General features: G+C 64.1%; 16 protein-coding genes and 1 tRNA gene. 3 read left to right on the top strand and 14 right to left on the bottom strand.

Going from position 1 to position 15,860, the window contains the following annotated elements; translation table 11 throughout:
- Positions 1–121: 121 nt before the first annotated feature.
- From ACFSX5_RS05255 to ACFSX5_RS05280, 6 genes are all read right to left on the bottom strand, one after another.
- The gene (locus tag ACFSX5_RS05255) at positions 122–1,573 is read right to left on the bottom strand and encodes an aldehyde dehydrogenase (RefSeq protein ID WP_386832237.1); all 1,452 of its coding nucleotides are present in this window, start codon (positions 1,571–1,573) and stop codon (positions 122–124) included.
- 21 nt (positions 1,574–1,594) lie between these two features.
- Entirely contained in the window at positions 1,595–2,311 is a 717-nt protein-coding gene (locus tag ACFSX5_RS05260; RefSeq protein WP_386832238.1) for an ABC transporter ATP-binding protein, read from the bottom strand.
- A complete protein-coding gene (locus tag ACFSX5_RS05265) occupies positions 2,304–3,032 on the bottom strand; it encodes an ABC transporter ATP-binding protein (RefSeq protein ID WP_386832239.1) in 729 nt (242 codons plus the stop codon). Before ACFSX5_RS05265 ends, ACFSX5_RS05260 begins: the two co-directional genes overlap by 8 nt.
- Positions 3,029–3,961: a branched-chain amino acid ABC transporter permease gene (locus ACFSX5_RS05270; protein WP_386832240.1), complete on the bottom strand. Its 933-nt coding sequence runs from the start codon at positions 3,959–3,961 to the stop codon at positions 3,029–3,031. Before ACFSX5_RS05270 ends, ACFSX5_RS05265 begins: the two co-directional genes overlap by 4 nt.
- Positions 3,958–4,833 carry a branched-chain amino acid ABC transporter permease gene (locus ACFSX5_RS05275; protein WP_386832241.1) on the bottom strand — a complete coding sequence of 292 codons (876 nt, stop codon included), beginning with the start codon at positions 4,831–4,833 and terminating at the stop codon, positions 3,958–3,960. Before ACFSX5_RS05275 ends, ACFSX5_RS05270 begins: the two co-directional genes overlap by 4 nt.
- Before the next feature lie 102 nt (positions 4,834–4,935).
- Positions 4,936–6,165, bottom strand: coding sequence for an amino acid ABC transporter substrate-binding protein (locus ACFSX5_RS05280; protein WP_386832242.1), 1,230 nt, complete (start codon positions 6,163–6,165; stop codon positions 4,936–4,938).
- A 148-nt stretch (positions 6,166–6,313) separates the two neighbouring features.
- Here ACFSX5_RS05280 and ACFSX5_RS05285 point away from each other — a divergent pair, with 148 nt between their 5' ends.
- The gene (locus ACFSX5_RS05285) at positions 6,314–7,201 is read left to right on the top strand and encodes a helix-turn-helix domain-containing protein (RefSeq protein ID WP_386832243.1); all 888 of its coding nucleotides are present in this window, start codon (positions 6,314–6,316) and stop codon (positions 7,199–7,201) included.
- Between the two features lie 579 nt (positions 7,202–7,780).
- Here ACFSX5_RS05285 and ACFSX5_RS05290 read toward each other — a convergent pair.
- Entirely contained in the window at positions 7,781–8,053 is a 273-nt protein-coding gene (locus ACFSX5_RS05290) for a hypothetical protein (RefSeq protein ID WP_386832244.1), read from the bottom strand.
- Complete coding sequence (locus ACFSX5_RS05295; protein ID WP_386832245.1) at positions 8,050–8,196, bottom strand: LacI family DNA-binding transcriptional regulator; 147 nt, start codon at positions 8,194–8,196, stop codon at positions 8,050–8,052. The genes ACFSX5_RS05290 and ACFSX5_RS05295 overlap by 4 nt, the downstream gene beginning before the upstream one ends.
- A 264-nt stretch (positions 8,197–8,460) precedes the next feature.
- Between ACFSX5_RS05295 and ACFSX5_RS05300 the strand changes: the two genes are divergently transcribed.
- A complete protein-coding gene (locus ACFSX5_RS05300; RefSeq protein WP_386832246.1) occupies positions 8,461–8,928 on the top strand; it encodes a DUF3237 domain-containing protein in 468 nt (155 codons plus the stop codon).
- 88 nt (positions 8,929–9,016) lie between these two features.
- On the top strand, positions 9,017–10,315 hold the full coding sequence (locus ACFSX5_RS05305; protein WP_386832247.1) for a flavin-dependent oxidoreductase: 1,299 nt from the start codon (positions 9,017–9,019) through the stop codon (positions 10,313–10,315).
- A gap of 201 nt (positions 10,316–10,516) precedes the next feature.
- Here ACFSX5_RS05305 and ACFSX5_RS05310 read toward each other — a convergent pair whose 3' ends face one another.
- The 6 genes from ACFSX5_RS05310 to ACFSX5_RS05335 all read right to left on the bottom strand — a co-directional run bounded on the left by ACFSX5_RS05310 (position 10,517) and on the right by ACFSX5_RS05335 (position 15,783).
- Entirely contained in the window at positions 10,517–10,771 is a 255-nt protein-coding gene (locus tag ACFSX5_RS05310; RefSeq protein WP_386835691.1) for a hypothetical protein, read from the bottom strand.
- A complete protein-coding gene (locus ACFSX5_RS05315; RefSeq protein WP_386832248.1) occupies positions 10,690–11,034 on the bottom strand; it encodes a hypothetical protein in 345 nt (114 codons plus the stop codon). The genes ACFSX5_RS05310 and ACFSX5_RS05315 overlap by 82 nt, the downstream gene beginning before the upstream one ends.
- A gap of 31 nt (positions 11,035–11,065) precedes the next feature.
- Positions 11,066–12,697 (bottom strand): hypothetical protein, encoded by a 1,632-nt coding sequence (locus ACFSX5_RS05320; protein ID WP_386832249.1) that lies wholly within the window; start codon positions 12,695–12,697, stop codon positions 11,066–11,068.
- A gap of 216 nt (positions 12,698–12,913) precedes the next feature.
- Positions 12,914–12,990 (bottom strand) — tRNA-Met (locus ACFSX5_RS05325).
- Between the two features lie 85 nt (positions 12,991–13,075).
- Positions 13,076–14,530, bottom strand: coding sequence for a UdgX family uracil-DNA binding protein (locus ACFSX5_RS05330; protein ID WP_386832250.1), 1,455 nt, complete (start codon positions 14,528–14,530; stop codon positions 13,076–13,078).
- A complete protein-coding gene (locus tag ACFSX5_RS05335; RefSeq protein WP_386832251.1) occupies positions 14,530–15,783 on the bottom strand; it encodes a putative DNA modification/repair radical SAM protein in 1,254 nt (417 codons plus the stop codon). The genes ACFSX5_RS05330 and ACFSX5_RS05335 overlap by 1 nt, the downstream gene beginning before the upstream one ends.
- Positions 15,784–15,860 lie beyond the last annotated feature (77 nt).

The following is a 15,860-nucleotide window of genomic DNA, read 5'->3' on the forward strand; positions in this document are numbered from 1 at the left end:
GAGAAAGCCACCAAAGGCAGCAATCGAATCGCGGCTGGTGTGCCAGGCAAGGTCAGGCCGAGATCCAGGTGCTGCCCAGTCACATCAGGGTGAGGCGGCGAGCGGCGGCAAGCCGCCCACGCTAAATGGGGTAATGCAGAGGGCCATCCTGAACAGTCACCCAGCGTAGCTCGGTGAATTCTGCGATGCTCCAGTTTCCGCCGAACCGCCCATAGCCAGAAGCCTTCACGCCGCCAAAAGGCATCTGCGCTTCGTCGTGTACGGTGGGGCCGTTCACGTGGCAGATGCCGCTTTCGATGCGGCGGGCCACCGACAGCGCCCGGTTGACGTCCTTGCCGAACACTGCGGCCGACAGGCCGTATTCGGTGTCGTTGGCAACACGCACCGCCTCGTCCACGGAGCCGACACGCACCACAGTGACCACGGGGCCGAAGGATTCCTCACCATAGATCCGCATCGAGGGAGTGACCTTGTCGAGCAGCGTCGCGTCCATGATTGTGCCATCGATACGGCCGCCGGCGGCGAGCACGGCACCCTTGTTGGTGGCGTCCTTGATCAGTTGCTCAAGGCGCTGGGCGGCGCCGGCATCGACCACCGAACCGAGCGGGGTGTTGCCCTGGGTCGGATCACCGGCGACCAGCGTGCTCGCCTTGGCCGAGAGTTTCTCGACGAACGCGTCGGCAATCGTGTCGAGCACAACGATGCGCTCGGTCGACATGCAGATCTGGCCCTGATTCATGTAGGCCCCAAAGGCTGCCGCGGCGACGGCTTCATCGAGATCGGCATCGTCGAGGACGACGAAGGGCGCCTTGCCGCCGAGTTCCAGCAGCGCCGGCTTCAGGTGACGGCCCGCCTTCTCGGCGATAATGCGGCCGACACGAGTGGATCCGGTGAAGTTGACGCGCCGCACGGCCGGATGGGCGATCAGCGCCTCCACGATCTCACCGGCATCTTCCGGAGAGTTGGAAATGGCATTGAGCGCACCCTTGGGCAGGCCGGCTTCGAGCAGGGCTTCCACAATCAGGCGGTGGGTGCGCGGGCAGAGCTCGGAGGTCTTCATCACCACCGTATTGCCGCAGGCGAGCGGGGTGGCAAGCGACCGTACGCCGAGAATGACCGGAGCATTCCACGGTGCCATCGAGAGCACCACGCCGGCGGGCTGGCGGATCGCCATGGCCAGGCTTCCGGGCCGGTTGGAAGGAACGATCTCGCCCTTGATTTGGGTGACGAGGCTGGCCGCCTCGCGCAGCATGTCGGCCGCGAGCATCACGTTGAACATGGCCCAGCCGGCCGTGGCGCCGATCTCCGCACCCATGGCCTCCACGAACTGCGGGCCCTTGCCTTCCAGCACGTCTGCCGCTTTCAGCAGCACCTTGCGGCGCTCCTTGGGACTCGTGCTGGACCATTCCGGAAACGCAGCAGCGGCGGCGTCGGCGGCGCGACGGGCGTCCTCCACCGTGGCCGCAGCGGCGCGCGTGGCAACCTGGCCGGAAATGGGATTGAGACGCTCAAACACGGCACCACCGGATGCCTGCTGGTCTTCATTCGCTATGAGCAAGCCGAGCTGATCCATCGGTAAATCTCCTTCTGAGTGTCAGACGGCGGTGCCGCCAAGGAATGCCTGTTGCACCGCTGCGTCCGTCTTGAGCGCTTCGGCCGTGTCCGACCCGACGATCCGCCCTGCCTCCATGAGGTAGCCGCGGTCCGAGATCGAAAGGGAAATTGATACGTTCTGCTCGACGAGGAGCAGGGCCACCCCGGTCTGCTGCACCCGCTTGAGCGCTGCAAACAGTTCGGTGACGACGATGGGCGCAAGCCCGAGGCTGGGCTCGTCGAGCATGAGATATCTGGGGTTGCTCATCAGGGCGCGCCCGATGGCAACCATCTGCTGCTCACCGCCCGACATGGTCCGCACGATCTGCCGCTTGCGCTCCGCCAGACGCGGAAAGAGCTCATAGACAAGGTCGAGGCGCTGGGCCTCGGTGGCGCGGGCGCGGCGCGGATTGGCACCGAGCAACAGGTTTTCGCCCACATTGAGATCACCAAACACCCCTCGTCCCTCCGGGACCAGGGCGATACCGGCTTCCGGGATTTCGTGCGGCGGCAGGCCGAGGAGGGATTTGCCGTCCAGGGTCACCCGCGATCCGCTGTCGGGGTTCGCGAGACCGGCGATCGCTTTCAGCAGCGAGGACTTGCCGGCACCGTTGGCACCCAGGATGACCACGGTTTCGCCTGAAAGGACGCGGACGGAGACATCCTCCAGTGCCAGATGACGCCCGTAGCGCAGAGAGAGCCTGTCGATCTCAAGCATGGCCGTCTCCGAGATAGGCGGCGATCACGGCCGGATCGGCCAACACGTCGGCGGTCGGTCCCTCGGCGATCTTGGTGCCCACATTCATGACAACCGCCCGGCCGCAGAGCGCCCGCACCGCCTCCATGATGTGTTCGACGAGGATGATGGTCATGCCCCGATCGCGCAGCGACAGGATGAGGTCGATCCCCACGCGCAGTTCGGTCGGATTGAGGCCCGAGAGCCATTCATCGAGCAGCAGCAGGCGCGGCTCGGCGGCGAGGGCTCGGGCGAGTTCCATGCGCTTCTGGTCGATATAGGTCAGGTCGTCGGCGTGCTCACCACCACGGTCAGCCAGCCCGACCTGGGCCAGCAGCGCATGGGCCTGGTCGCGCGCAGCACTGCCCCAAAGCGGACTGGGCCGGAAGGCCAGCGCCGCGATGACATTTTCGGCCACAGTGAGAGAGGGGAGGATCCTGACCAGCTGGAAGGTACGCGCCACGCCGTGGCGCGCGATCTGGTGCGGCGGCAGGCTGGAGATCGTTTCGCCGCCCAGGGCGATGGTGCCCCGGGTGGGCGCCAGGGCGCCGGAAATCATGTTCAGCAGGGTCGTCTTGCCAGAGCCGTTCGGGCCCAGCAGCGCAGCCACTTCACCAGCATCGACCGAGAAGCTGACATCGTTGACGGCGGTGAGGCCGCCAAATTGCTTGGTCAGGCCCTTGATCTCGAGGAACTGGTTCACTGTGCCCGCTCCTTGCGCCGAACCCGCCCCATGAGCTCTTCGCCCAGCGCCAGAAGACCACGGGGCACCACGAAGACAATGGCGATGAACATGAGGCCGAGGATGATGGAATAGTGGTTGGGGAAGTTGGCGCTCAGCCACTCGAACAACAGGAACAGCGGTACGGCGCCCAGCAGCGGCCCCCACAGCCGGTTCGCGCCGCCCAGCAGAGCCATGATCACAGTCAGGAACGAGACAGTCGGATTGAACACGATGGCCGGCTCGATATAGGTCCAGCGCGGCGCCTGGATGGCCCCGACGAGCGTGATGATCGTGGCACTGATCGCAAACAGGGCCAGTTTGACGCGGGAGATGTCGACGCCGATATGGGCGGCCACGGTTTCGTCGTCGCCGATGACCTTTAGGGCCAGCCCAAGGCGCGAGCGAGAAATCCAGAAGCCGATAGCGAGGGTTGCCGCGGCCAGCGCCAGCAGCTGCCAGTAGATCTGCTCGGCAGTGATCGGCAGGAAGATGTAACGCCCGAGTGTGCCGGTGACGTTGACTTCGTACCAGGTGACGAGCTGGCGGACGAGTTCGGCGAGGCCGAAGCTGAAGATCACGAAATAGACGCCAGCCAGCCGCAGCGTCGCGAGGCCGACCACCAGGGCCACCACAAGGCCGATCAGCCCTGCAACGAGCAGCACGACGGGGTATGGCAGGGTCTCGGAGAGCACGGCCACCGTATAGGCGCCGATGCCGAAGAAGGCGACCGTAGCAAGCGAGATATAGCGGGTCGGCCCAGAAAACAGTGCCCAGGCGCTGGCAAGGACGACGTAACCAGTCATCCCCAGCAGCAGCCCGACGCCATAGGCGCCCAGTTGGGTGGGTGCGAAGGCGAACGCGAGGAGGGCGAGCCCGATCAGTCCGAAACCCATAGCGGTACGTCTCATCGGCCCGCGACCTTTCCGAACAAGCCCGAGGGTCTCCAGAGCAGGACCACGAGGAAGATGACGTAGGTAGAGGCGAGGGTCAGGCCGGGGTCCACATAGGTGGCGACCAGCGTCTCCACCACCCCGAGCAGCAACCCGGCGACGAGCGCACCCATGAGGTTGCCGAGACCACCCATGATCACGATGACCAGCGCCTTCATGGTGAAGACCACGCCCATCGAGGCATTGAAGGTCTGGTACATGGAGATCATGACCCCGCCCGAGGCGGCCAGCAGCGTGCCCAAGGCAAAAGCGAATCGGGCCGTGCGGTTGACGTTGATGCCGACGAGCGGCGCCGCCTTTGGCGCCACGGCGATGGCGCGAATGGTGGTGCCCCAGCGGGTGCGGGTCAGCACCAGAAACAGCGCTCCCCCGATGATCACCGCGAACGCGAAGGCCAGGAGCCGGTTCGCCGCAATGTTGGCGCCGAGCACGTTTACGCCGAAGTTGAGGTAGCTGTAGCTGGTATAGTTTGAGCCGAAGGTGACCAACATCACGCCCTGGATGACGAACAGCAGACCGAAGGTAGCGAGTATCGAATCCACCTCCAGGGTCCCGCCCTTGGCCGAGCGCCGCACCAGCGGCTGCATCATGATGCCATAGATCAGGTAGCCAAAGGCAAAGGCCCCGGGCAGCACGACCAACAGGCCGAGGAGTGGATTGATGCCAAGGGTCGAAAACAGGAAAAAGGCAGCAAAAGCGGCAAAGATGGTCACCTCGCCATAGGCGAGGTTCATGATGCGCGAGATGCCGTATTGCAGGGTGAGCCCCATGGCGACGAGGGCATAGGTGCCCCCCAGCACCAAACCCGATATGAGCGCTGTCAACAACATGGAGTACCCTTCCCTCGCCTTCGATGCGGTGAGGTGGTCACGAACATAAGTTCCAAAGCAGCATGGGCCCCGCGCTCAGGAGCGCGGAGCCGGTGATTGAAGTTATTGTGCCTTCCAGGCCTGCTTGGGCAGCACGATATCGCTTGCGCCTTTGCGTCCGGACGGCTCGATCGCAACGAATACGCCATTCTGCCACTGGCCGGTCCACCACAGGTCGCGAAGCTGGTTGTTCTCGAGCTTGGTCTCGCCGAGGATCGTGGTGAACGTGCCGGTCGAGAGCTCTTCGGCCACAGCGTCGCGGTCGAGGCCGACGCGCTTGATTGCTTCCTCGAGCATCTCGAGCCCGGCATAGGTCATCTGTGAGGCCCAGAAGTCGGGGGCCTGGCCGATAAAATCGCTATGGCGCTGGCGGTAGTCCATCAGCGCCTCGTTGGAGGTGTCGATGCCGCCCAGGCTGAGCACGCCTTCGGCATTGTCACCATTGGCCGCAAGATAGGTCGGGAATGGCGTGCCGACGCCGAGATAGAAGACATCCGGGTTGTAGGCTGCAACCTGCGCCTGCTGGGTCAGGGCGAAGGTCTCGGGCGGGTAGGAAAACGCCACGAAGCTGTCGGCACCGGAGGCCTGAGCCTCGTTGAGCATGGGCGTGAAGTCGGTGGTGCCGGGCGGATAGGTCCGGTCCATGACGATGTTAAGGCCGGCCTCGCCGAATGTCTCGCGCGCGGCGTTGACCAGGTCGATGCCAAAGCCGTCGGCCACCGAAATGATCGCAACGTCGCCGTTGATCTCGCCCGATTCATGGGCGGCGCTGAGCACTTCGGCGAGGGCGCCGGCATAGTCGGCACCACCACCGAGGAGCCAGAAGCTGCGCTTCCAGCGCTCGGCAAACTCGGGCGCCTTGTCGGTCACGGCAGCCGAGGCGATCAGGGGGTAGCCGAAGCGGTCAAGCAACGGTGCCACTGCAAGGTTGAAGCCGGTGCCCCAGGGAGAAAGAACGAAATCGACCTGGTCCTGCGTGACCAACCGCTCCACCGCGCGCACCACTTCCTCAGCCGACGAGCGGTCGTCATATTCGATCACTTCGATGGGCAGCCGCGAACCATCGGGCAGTTCAAGACCGCCGGCCTCGTTCACCTCGTGGACCCACAGCTTGTAGTTGGGGATGGTGGTGATGCCGGCGCCGCCCGCATTGCCCCCGGTCATGGACACGGCATAGCCGATCTTGACGGAGTCGCGCTCCTGCGCGCTCACCGCGATTGGGCTGACACCTGCCAGAAGCGTGGCGCCCACACCGAGAAGACACAGGGCAAGCCTGCGCGATACGAATGTCATGGATAACCTCCTCTTGCCCCAAGATCGAGGCGTCGGAGCGCTGCAGGTTTTTTCCCTGTTCAAGCGCCTGGGCCAAGGCTAGCCAACCTGCCATGTGCATGAAATAGACTATTTGCGGAGAAACTTGTACTTTTAAGGCATTCACGCCATGCGCGGATCAGAACATGTCGCCCGCCAAAAGCTTGACCTCGCCCAAGAGGTGGAGAGCCAGGCCATTGCGACTACCCTCGACAAAGGCCAGTGGATGCTTCAGGGCAGGCGCAATCGCTTGTTCGTGCTGATGTCCGGAGCCGGCGAGGTCAGCTACCGCGGGGAAGCGACCACGCTGCAGGCCCCTACCCTGCTCTGGATTCCAACCGGTACACCCGCTCAGTTGACCCTGCAGGCGGGCTCACGCGGCGCCTGGATGGCAGCGTCGGATACGGCACTTGGGCAGGTCGGGCTCCCCGGCAACATTTCCGAAGATGTGCGCTGGCTTTCCATACGACCCCAGCTCGGCACACGGATCGACCGCAAGGCAGCAGCGCAGTTGATGACCCTCCTCGGCGACATGGAAACCGAGCTGCGCGACAATGGCGGCGCCGCGGCAGAGATGGTGCGCCACCAACTGGCCATCGTGTCCATCCTGCTCTGGCGCAATTCGGACCTCAGCGCCGCAGTGCGGCAGCCGGCACCGCGCGCGCTGGTCAGCAGCTTTCTCCACCTGGTCGATCAACACATGCGCCGCCACTGGTCTGTGGCCGACTACGCACGCTCCTTGCGGGTGAGCAGCGACCGCCTCAACAGCGCCATCCTGAGAGCAACCGGTCAGACCCCGCTTGCCCTCATTCACGCCAGGCTGATGAAGGAGTCGAGGCAAATGCTGGAAGATTCCGGCCTGCAGATCGCCGAGATCGCCTCGTCGCTCGGTTTCGAGGACCCCGCCTATTTCTCTCGTTTCTTCAAACGGCACAGTGGACGTTCGCCCAGGCAATTCAGGGTTGAAGCCACCCGAGAGCAGGTGAACTCTGCAGGCTCCTTTGCAGCTTGGCCTTAGCCGGCTTGCCGGGCGGAAGCGGCCTGACCGGTCTTGGCGTCGCCCTGATTGAAAACGCCATTCGGCATGCAGGCGTGCGGTGGCTCATCTGGGGGCCGGAAGCTGCCGTTGGTCCCCATGCCCTATCGATGCGGCTTTCAACCCATTGCGGTTGCTCGGAAACGGCTTTCGTCTTGGAGGGGCGCCCATTCTTGGAGAATATCCGGCGAAGCTCCCCTAGTTCAGCAGCTTTCGTCAGACGGAAAAGAGCGTATGTCGTTTCTGGTCGTTCTAGAGGTCCATCACTCGCGCTGTGACGCCGCGTTGTCTGGCGCGGGCGGTCCGTTGCTTTTCGCGGTAGCGGTTGAACTGCTGGTCGGCGAGCACGCCGACAAGGATGACGCCGCCCATTGTCCAGCCCCTGCTGTCCATTGATCACGCCGATGCGCCGGCGGCCGATGCTGATCAGGTGTTCCGTAGCCACCCGCCCGCCGAGCAGATCGGCCGGTGTCACCGAGGGCAGCACCCCCTGCTCGTCGTAGCAGTTCACCAGCACGGTGTTGTGGCCGTCGAACGCCTCCGGCAGATGCACCTGCCGGATCAGGATGGTGCCGTGATGACACCTACAAGATCCCGCATGCCGACGCTCGCCAAAAGGTCCAGCTCGATGTCCGCATCGGCATGGCTGCCCGCCATCAGCACATTGGTGCCGAGGTTGAGGGCGCGGTCCCGAGCCCCTTCGAACGCCAGCGGCATCCACGGGTCGGTAGACACTTCATCGGCGATGAACAGAATGGTGGAGGGACCGGCCGGTGCACTCTTCTGGCTGCGGCGAACGAACTTGTAGTTGAGCCGCTCCGCCGCCTCATTCACCGTTGACGGGTCGCATCGCTCAGGCGGGCCAGCTTGCTGCCGCTCAGCACAAGCGAGACAGTCGCCTGAGACACGCCTGCAGCGGCCGCAACGTCCATCATGGTCGGACCCGTGCCACCGGACCGCCGTTTCGCTTTCGTCATGAACCTAGATGCTTCCCAAAGACATAGCAGCGTCGCTGCCCGTCTCCTGAATATCAAGAGACCGCATGGCGAACGCTGCCCATGTAGCGATCCGCGGACTTGGAAGCAAATGTGAGCCCCTTCCGCGGCCGCCGCAAAGTGGGTGCGGAGAGGGCGATCCCTCGGTGGGGCTCAGAAGACATCCCCAACGGCCAGAGAGCCGGCACAATGACGTTGCACCACCAAACTGCCAAAGCTAACGTCCCGGCAAATCGAGGAGGAAGCATGCTGGAGTTGAAGGTGCCTGGTCTGCACCCTTTCTGCACCCTGGAAGTGGAAGCTGGACCAGTTCGAACCATGGGTACAGGGCGCCTAGGGCAGCGGCGGATCGTTCCCATTGTCGGCGGAATGGTCAGTGGGCCCAGGCTCAACGGCCGGATTCTTTCGGGCGGAGCCGACTGGATGACCACCAGTCATGATGGTGTGGCGCTGATGGATGCCCGATACGCCCTGGAGACAGACGATGGCGCGATCGTGGAGGTGGTGGATCAGGGGTATCGCCACGGTCCCGAGCAGGTGATGAAGAGCCTCGTCGCCGGCGAAGCCGTGTCGCCCGAGTCCTACTACATGCGTTCCACCCTTCGCCTTGAAAGCGGCCATGCAGCCTACGCTTTCGTCAATCGGCTGGTCTTTGTGGGGACTGGTGCCAAAACCCCAACCGGCGTCCAGATCGCTGTCTATTCAGTCGAATAGCGAAAACGACTTTGCGGAAAGCAGCAGCATTGCCCTGCCGCCGGTACATCGGTAACACCGGGTACGGCACAAACCTGAGCGAACGACCTTGACCGAACCACATGTGATCATTGCCGGCGGCGGTATTGGCGGGCTGGCGACGGCGTTGACCCTTCAGCAGCTCGGCGTGCCGTTCACCGTCTACGAGTCGGTACGTGAACTGGGGCCGCTCGGGGTAGGCATCAACATCCAACCCAATGCCGTGCGTGAGCTTTATGATCTCGGCATCGGACCGGACGAGCTGGACACGGTGGGGCTTCCCGCCCGGGAATGGGCGCTAGTCGGCCTTAATGGCAACGACATCTATTCCGAGCCTCGAGGTTTGAAGGCCGGCTACAACTGGCCCCAATATGCGGTGCATCGCGGCCGCTTCCATATGCTCCTCCATCGCACGCTGGTGGAGCGCGCCGGACCGGAAGCTATCCGGCTCGGGCACAAGGTCACCGCCTATGAGCGGAACACGGACGGCACCGTCACCGCCCTCCTGCTGAAAGCCGATGGCACCCTGCTCCGCGAACAGGGAACTTTGCTGATCGCCGCCGACGGCATTCATTCGGCCGTGCGCGCGACCATGTACCCGGATCAGCCGCCGATCCACTGGGGCGGGGCGATCATGTGGCGGGGCACCACGTTGGCGCGGCCGATCCGCTCCGGCGCCTCATTCGTCGGTCTCGGCACGCACAGGCAACGGGTCGTCTTCTACCCGATCTCGCATCCCGACAGTGTGACAGGTCTGGCCATGATCAACTGGATCGCCGAAGTCACGGTCGACAAGGACGAGGGGCGCTACGGCAGCAACTGGTTCCGGCCGGTCGACATCGATGAGTTTGCCCATCACTTCACCGGCTGGACCTACGACTGGCTTGATGTGCCGGACATGCTCCGGCGCTCCGACGTTGCCTACGAAAACCCGATGATCGACCGCGATCCCGTGCCGACCTGGCAGGATGGCCCGGTCGTGCTCATGGGCGACGCGGCGCACGCGATGTACCCCACCGGCTCCAACGGCGCGAGCCAGGCTATCATGGATGCCCGGCACTTAGGCGCGGCGATGCTCGAGCATGGCGTGACCCCCGCAGCGCTGCAATACTATGACCAGAAGTTCTGCGGCCCCGTCTCCGAACTGGTCCTGCGAAACCGCGGCGCCGGTCCGTTCGGCCTGCTGAACATCGTGGACGAACGCTCTGGCGGCGAGTTCGACAATATCGACGACGTTGTGCCGGCCGAAGAACGGAACGCCTTCATGGCGCGGTACAAGGCCGCCGCCGGCTTTGCCATCGAGCAGTTGAACGCTGCACACCCCACCATTGCCGAAGGCGCCACCGTACGGACCCTGATAGAGGTCTAGCCCACGCCGGGAGAGGCTCCGAGGTCAGTGGCGGCGGACCTGTGGTTGGATGTGGACTGCAAGCGCGCTAATGGCCCGAATGTAGTCGGGAACAATGTCGCTGCCGTCCCGTACCGGCACCCCTGTTTCCACAGGCACGGACCGGATGCCGCTCTTTGTGCCGTCAGGATATCCGTTTCAAGCTGATCGCCGATCAGGATGCTATCCTCCGCGTACGCCGACCCGCGCTAGCGCGACGTGCGCGATCTTCAGGGAGGACTTGCCGAGGACAAGAGGCGCCGCACCTGCCGATGCGGCGATGGACTGCAGGATCGCCCCCGCCCCAGGTTCGAACGTGCCGGCGATCGGGCGGAGCAGGTCCGCGTTAGTTGCGGTCAGGCTCGCGCCGGCAAGCATGTTGCGCACCGCGATTGCCATCTTGTTATAGCTGAACTCCCGATCCAGCCCGACCAGCACCGCCTGCGCCCCTCGCCGGCTAGCGAAAATCCGTGTGCCGCGACGCGCTCACGAAGGGAGGCGGAGCCAACACAGAAAACCTCGGTTCCGGCCGCATACCGAGCCTCGAGATGCGCAAACGCGGCGTCGGCCGAGGTAACCACTTGCTGCGGCGTGCAGGACACGCCAGCACGCATCAGCTTTTCCGCGAACTGCTCGGCCGACTTCTCGGCGTTGTTGGTCACAAAGCTGTAGAGAACACCGCGCTCGTGCCATGACCGCACCCCTTGAGTGCGCAGCGGGCATTACCGACCTCTATGAAGCCCACGTCGTCACAGTTTTCAGTTCCCCGAAGTCGGCACGCAGCTTCGCGGTGATCAGGATCTCGGCAACCTCCTCTTCGACAGAGTTCGTCTTCGAAAACACCAGCGCAGTCTCTTCGGGAGTGATGTGCACCGCCCCGTAAGTATCCGCCACGTCCGTTGGCTTGTGCCCAAGAAGCCTGAGGCGGATACGACGGGGGATGCCGGCCTCATCATACCAGCTGGCCCGGGTGTGCCGCCCCCCGTAAAGCGTCACGTTCTCACGGGTGAAGCCAAACTTGGTCTTGATGTACTGCCACGATTTCGAGAACTCGTGCCCCCACATCTCACGGCCGGACTTCTTGTGAACATACACCTTCCATTCAGGGAACAGACGATCCTCCCCAGCTCCCAGCAGAGCGTCCCTGCGATCAAGCAGCCCCAGATCGATCAGCAAACGCGGAATGGGCACGAGCCGCGCTGAGGCCGACTTTTTGACCTTGCTCGCTCCTTTTGCCCTTTCTGACTTCGAACGGTAGTCGAGGTACCAAACGCCCTCGATCAAGGCGAAGTCTTCGAGCCGCGTGCGCCCGATCTCGGATGGCCGGAGCCCTGCGAAAAAGATCAGCAGGTATGCCCAGTACAGGTGGTTCTGAACGAACACATCGCCAGATTCCCAGTGCCACGCCTTCGACTTCGCGCCGGTGAACAGGGGCAGGGAAAACAGTTTGACGATCTCACCGGGCTGCCAGGCGTCCCGTTCCTGGGCTTCGCTGTTATCGGCACTGACCAGGTTGAACTTGTAGTCAGGCCCCGCATAGAAGCCCTTTTCGCGGGCCCAGGTCAGGAAAGCGTGCAGCGAGCGGTGCCAGCCGTTCTTCAAGTGGGTCTTGGAAATCCGCTTGAGCCCGCCCCAACCATGAGCCTGAGCATACTGCCAGCGCTTGTGGAGCGATACAGTGTACTCCTTTGGCACCCCATACGGGTGAGGGACGTCGGGAAGGGCGTTCTCGATCTTGAACCATTCCCGTTCCGACAACGACGACATCGGCCGGTCTCCCAGGAAGTCGACCACAAAGTCCAGGACGATGCCGGCGTCTTCCTCGGCCCGGCCGTCGCCATCATTGGTGCGCCTTTGGTCAAGATATGCGCGCCGAACCTCCGAGATCATCGGATCAGCCGCGTCAGAGTTGCCGGAGTGTTCCGCCGACATGTCAGCCACCGCAGAGCCCACTCGCGTCGAGGCGCGCAAAGCACTGCGCACCCTGGCGAGCGCCATCCCGGTGCGATCAGTTGCAGCAGGAGGATGGTCCGCCTGGGCGACCATTTCCTCGAAACGCTGATTGCCCTGGGCGAATACCAGCCAGGTGTGCCAGAAGTCCGGCGGATCGCTGGTCAATGGGTGGTCGCGCCAGCGCGCCTCGTCAATGAGACGGCTTACGAGAAGTTCCAGCGCCCGCCGCTCGACGAGTTCGTCATGGCCGGGCGCGGAAAGGCGCGTGTTGAAGCGGCGCATCTGCGCCATCAGCGCCTCAGCGCGGCCGACCAGATCGGGTTGAATCTCGTATTCGCTGACTGAATCCAGCACCCTTGCCATCCGCCGTACTGCCACATGGTAATCCCCGGTGCGCAGGGCGAGCCGCATGTGACTTGCACCCTGCCTCGACCGGCTGACATGCGCCGCGAATCTCTTCTGAAACCAGTATCGCCCGTCTTTTTTGACGATGTAAGCAGCCCGTGCCAATTAACGAAATCCTTGCGTCTGGACGGTGTCACATTGCGGTGACACGTATCCGGCGCCGCGACTACCACTTCTTGGCAGACGCCAGGATTTCTGGGACTTTTCTGCTATCGAATAGATTGGTAGCGGAGGAGGGACTTGAACCCCCGACACGCGGATTATGATTCCGCTGCTCTAACCAACTGAGCTACTCCGCCCCAGCAAGGGGCCCGGCAGGGAGCCGGCGCGGGGCCCTAACTAGGGGTGCGGCCTCGTGGTGTCAAGCGTTCGCCGGCACTGGATTCAGCGCTTCTTGTTTGCTGCGGCGGCATCGCGCACCAGCACCAGGTCAGCCTCGAACTTGGCGCGCTCGCGCGCCCTGCCCTCGGCGTCCGGAATGCGCAGCAGGTAGGAGGGGTGGTTGGTGACGAACAGGGTCGTACCGTCCTCCATCTCGATCGGGGCACCGCGCAGCTTGCTGATGGTCGCCGTCTTGCCCAAGAGGCTGGTGGCGGCGGTGGCGCCCAGCGCCACGATCACCTTGGGCTTGACGAAGCCGATCTCGAGGTTGAGCCAGAATCGGCAGGCCGCAACCTCTCCGGCGTCGGGCCGCTGGTGGATGCGGCGCTTGCCGCGCGGCTCGAACTTGAAGTGTTTGACTGCATTGGTGACATAGACCCGTCGCCGATCGATGCCGACCTTTTCAACGACATCGTCCAACACCTGGCCCGCCGGGCCGATGAACGGCTTACCGGCAAGATCCTCCTGATCGCCCGGCTGCTCGCCGACAAACATCACCTCGGCGTGCGCCGGCCCCTCCCCGAACACCGCTTGCGTGGCGTGCTCGTAGAGCGGACAGCGGCGGCAGCCGTCGATCGCTGCGCGCGCATCGGCGAGCGACTTGATCTCCTCGGGCGTTTCGTCTTCGGCAAGGGCACGCGCCTGCTGCCTCAGGTGCCGTGCGGGCGGTTCGGTGGCGGCGCGGGCAATCATCTCCTGCTCCATCTGCCGGGCATTGCGGATCAATGGCGCAATGCGCTCGGCTTCCGGCAGGTTGCGCCAGTATTTGACCGGCATCTCCGATTTCATCATCGACACTTTGAGCCGCGCCGGGTTGAAGATCGAAGAAAAATAGGTCTTCCAGTCCTCCTCGACCGCATCCTCTGCCGGCACGTCGCTCTTGTGGCCACCGGGGCCGAACATCAGGGTTTCGGTGTCCCAAAACGCGGAGCGATAAGGGGTTACGACCGCCCAGACCATGCCGGCGAAGCGGCGGGCGAAGAAGGGCGCGGTCATCTCGAGGGTATAGTGTTCGGGCTCGAACCAGGCGGCGAAACGCTCGCCGCCATCGGGTCCGGCGATGGAGCGGAAGCGGACGAACGCCTTCATCTTGTGGCTGTCGCGGCGCACGGATTTGCAGAATTCCGACAGCTTTCCGTTACCGGCATCTGCCGCATCGGCAAGCAATCCGGGATCTTTCTGCAACCGCCACAACTGCCGGTACAAAAGCGCGAAGCGTTGCGGGTCGGAATGGTTGATGGCGATCTCCGCCGCCTCGATGAACTGGCGCGGCACCGTCCCCACTGTGCCCGGCTTCGCCTCGGGCAGCATCGAGTCGCCGGCTTCGAACAGGCCGTTCTCGTCGCCCTCGGTGCGCCAGACGACCTGTTCGGGCGGCACGCCCGCGGCGAGCAGCTGGCGCGCCTTGCCGCGCCATTCGGCAACGTCGTTGATCGACTGGAGGCGGACCGACAGCATCAGAACAGCGCCAACTGCTCCGGCGGCGGCGCCAGCTTCTGGCGCAGCTTCGCGTCGTCGGTCAGCCCGCCCGGCGACCAGTCGGCCGCGGCGATGAAGGGGCGCGCCTTGTCGATCGAGCCCGCCATGCGCGCCACGTCGTCGAGCCGCAGCCGGTGGTGGCGGCGGGTGGAGAGAATGCGGTCGACGGTCTTCACCCCCAGCCCCGGCACCCGCAACAGCATCTCGCGCTGGGCGCGGTTGACGTCGACCGGGAACTGGTCGCGCCGCTTCAGCGCCCAGGCGAGCTTGGGATCGACGGCAAGGTCGAGATGGCCCGCCTCCCCACCCTCGACAATCTCCGGCACGTCGAAGCCGTAAAAGCGGATCAGCCAGTCCGCCTGGTAGAGCCGGTGCTCGCGCATCAGCGGCGGTGCCGCCACCGGCAGGCGGGAGCTGGCATCGGGAATGGGCGAAAAGGCCGAGTAGTAGACGCGCTTCAGCCGATAGCCGGAATAAAGCCCCGCCGCCCGCGTCAGGATGGCGGCGTCGCTGGCGCCATCGGCCCCCACGATCATCTGCGTCGACTGCCCGGCGGGGGCGAAGCGGGCTGGCCTCGCCTTGCTGTTGAGCGCACCCTTTTTCGGCGCCGCATCTTCGGCCTCGTCTAGCTTGCCGCGCAGGCGCGCCATGGCGGTGCGGATCTCGCTCGGCTTCTTTTCGGGGGCCAGGGTCTCCAGCGCCCCGTCGGTGGGCAGCTCGATATTGGTGGAGAGCCGGTCGGCCCAGCGGCCGGCTTCCGCCAGGAGGGCCGGATCGGCATTGGGGATGACCTTGAGGTGGATATAGCCGGCAAACCGGTGCGTCTCGCGCAGCGTGCGCGCCACCCGCACCAGTTCCTCCATGGTGTGGTCGGGCGAGCGGATGATGCCCGAAGAGAGGAACAGCCCCTCGATATAGTTGCGCTTGTAGAAGTCGAGCGTCAGCCGCACGACCTCTTCCACCGTGAACCGCGCCCGCTGCACATTGGAGGACGAGCGGTTGATGCAATAAGCGCAGTCATAGATGCAGAAATTGGTCAGCAGCACCTTCAAGAGGCTGATGCAGCGGCCATCCGGCGCGTAGGAGTGGCAGATGCCGTGTCCCTCGGTCGAGCCGATCCCGCCCGTGCCTGCGCTGTTGCGCTTCTCGCTACCACTGGAGGCACAGGAGGCGTCATACTTGGCGGCGTCGGCGAGGACGGCGAGCTTCTGGCTGATGGTGAGGGCGACCATTTTGTTCTTCCTTTGTTCGCCAGCTGTAACGCAGCGGAACGGCGGACGGAAGCGGGTTCGGCAAGATGTGATCGGTG

Origin of the sequence: Devosia albogilva (genome assembly GCF_042685625.1) — a bacterium.
GTDB lineage: Bacteria > Pseudomonadota > Alphaproteobacteria > Rhizobiales > Devosiaceae > Devosia > Devosia albogilva.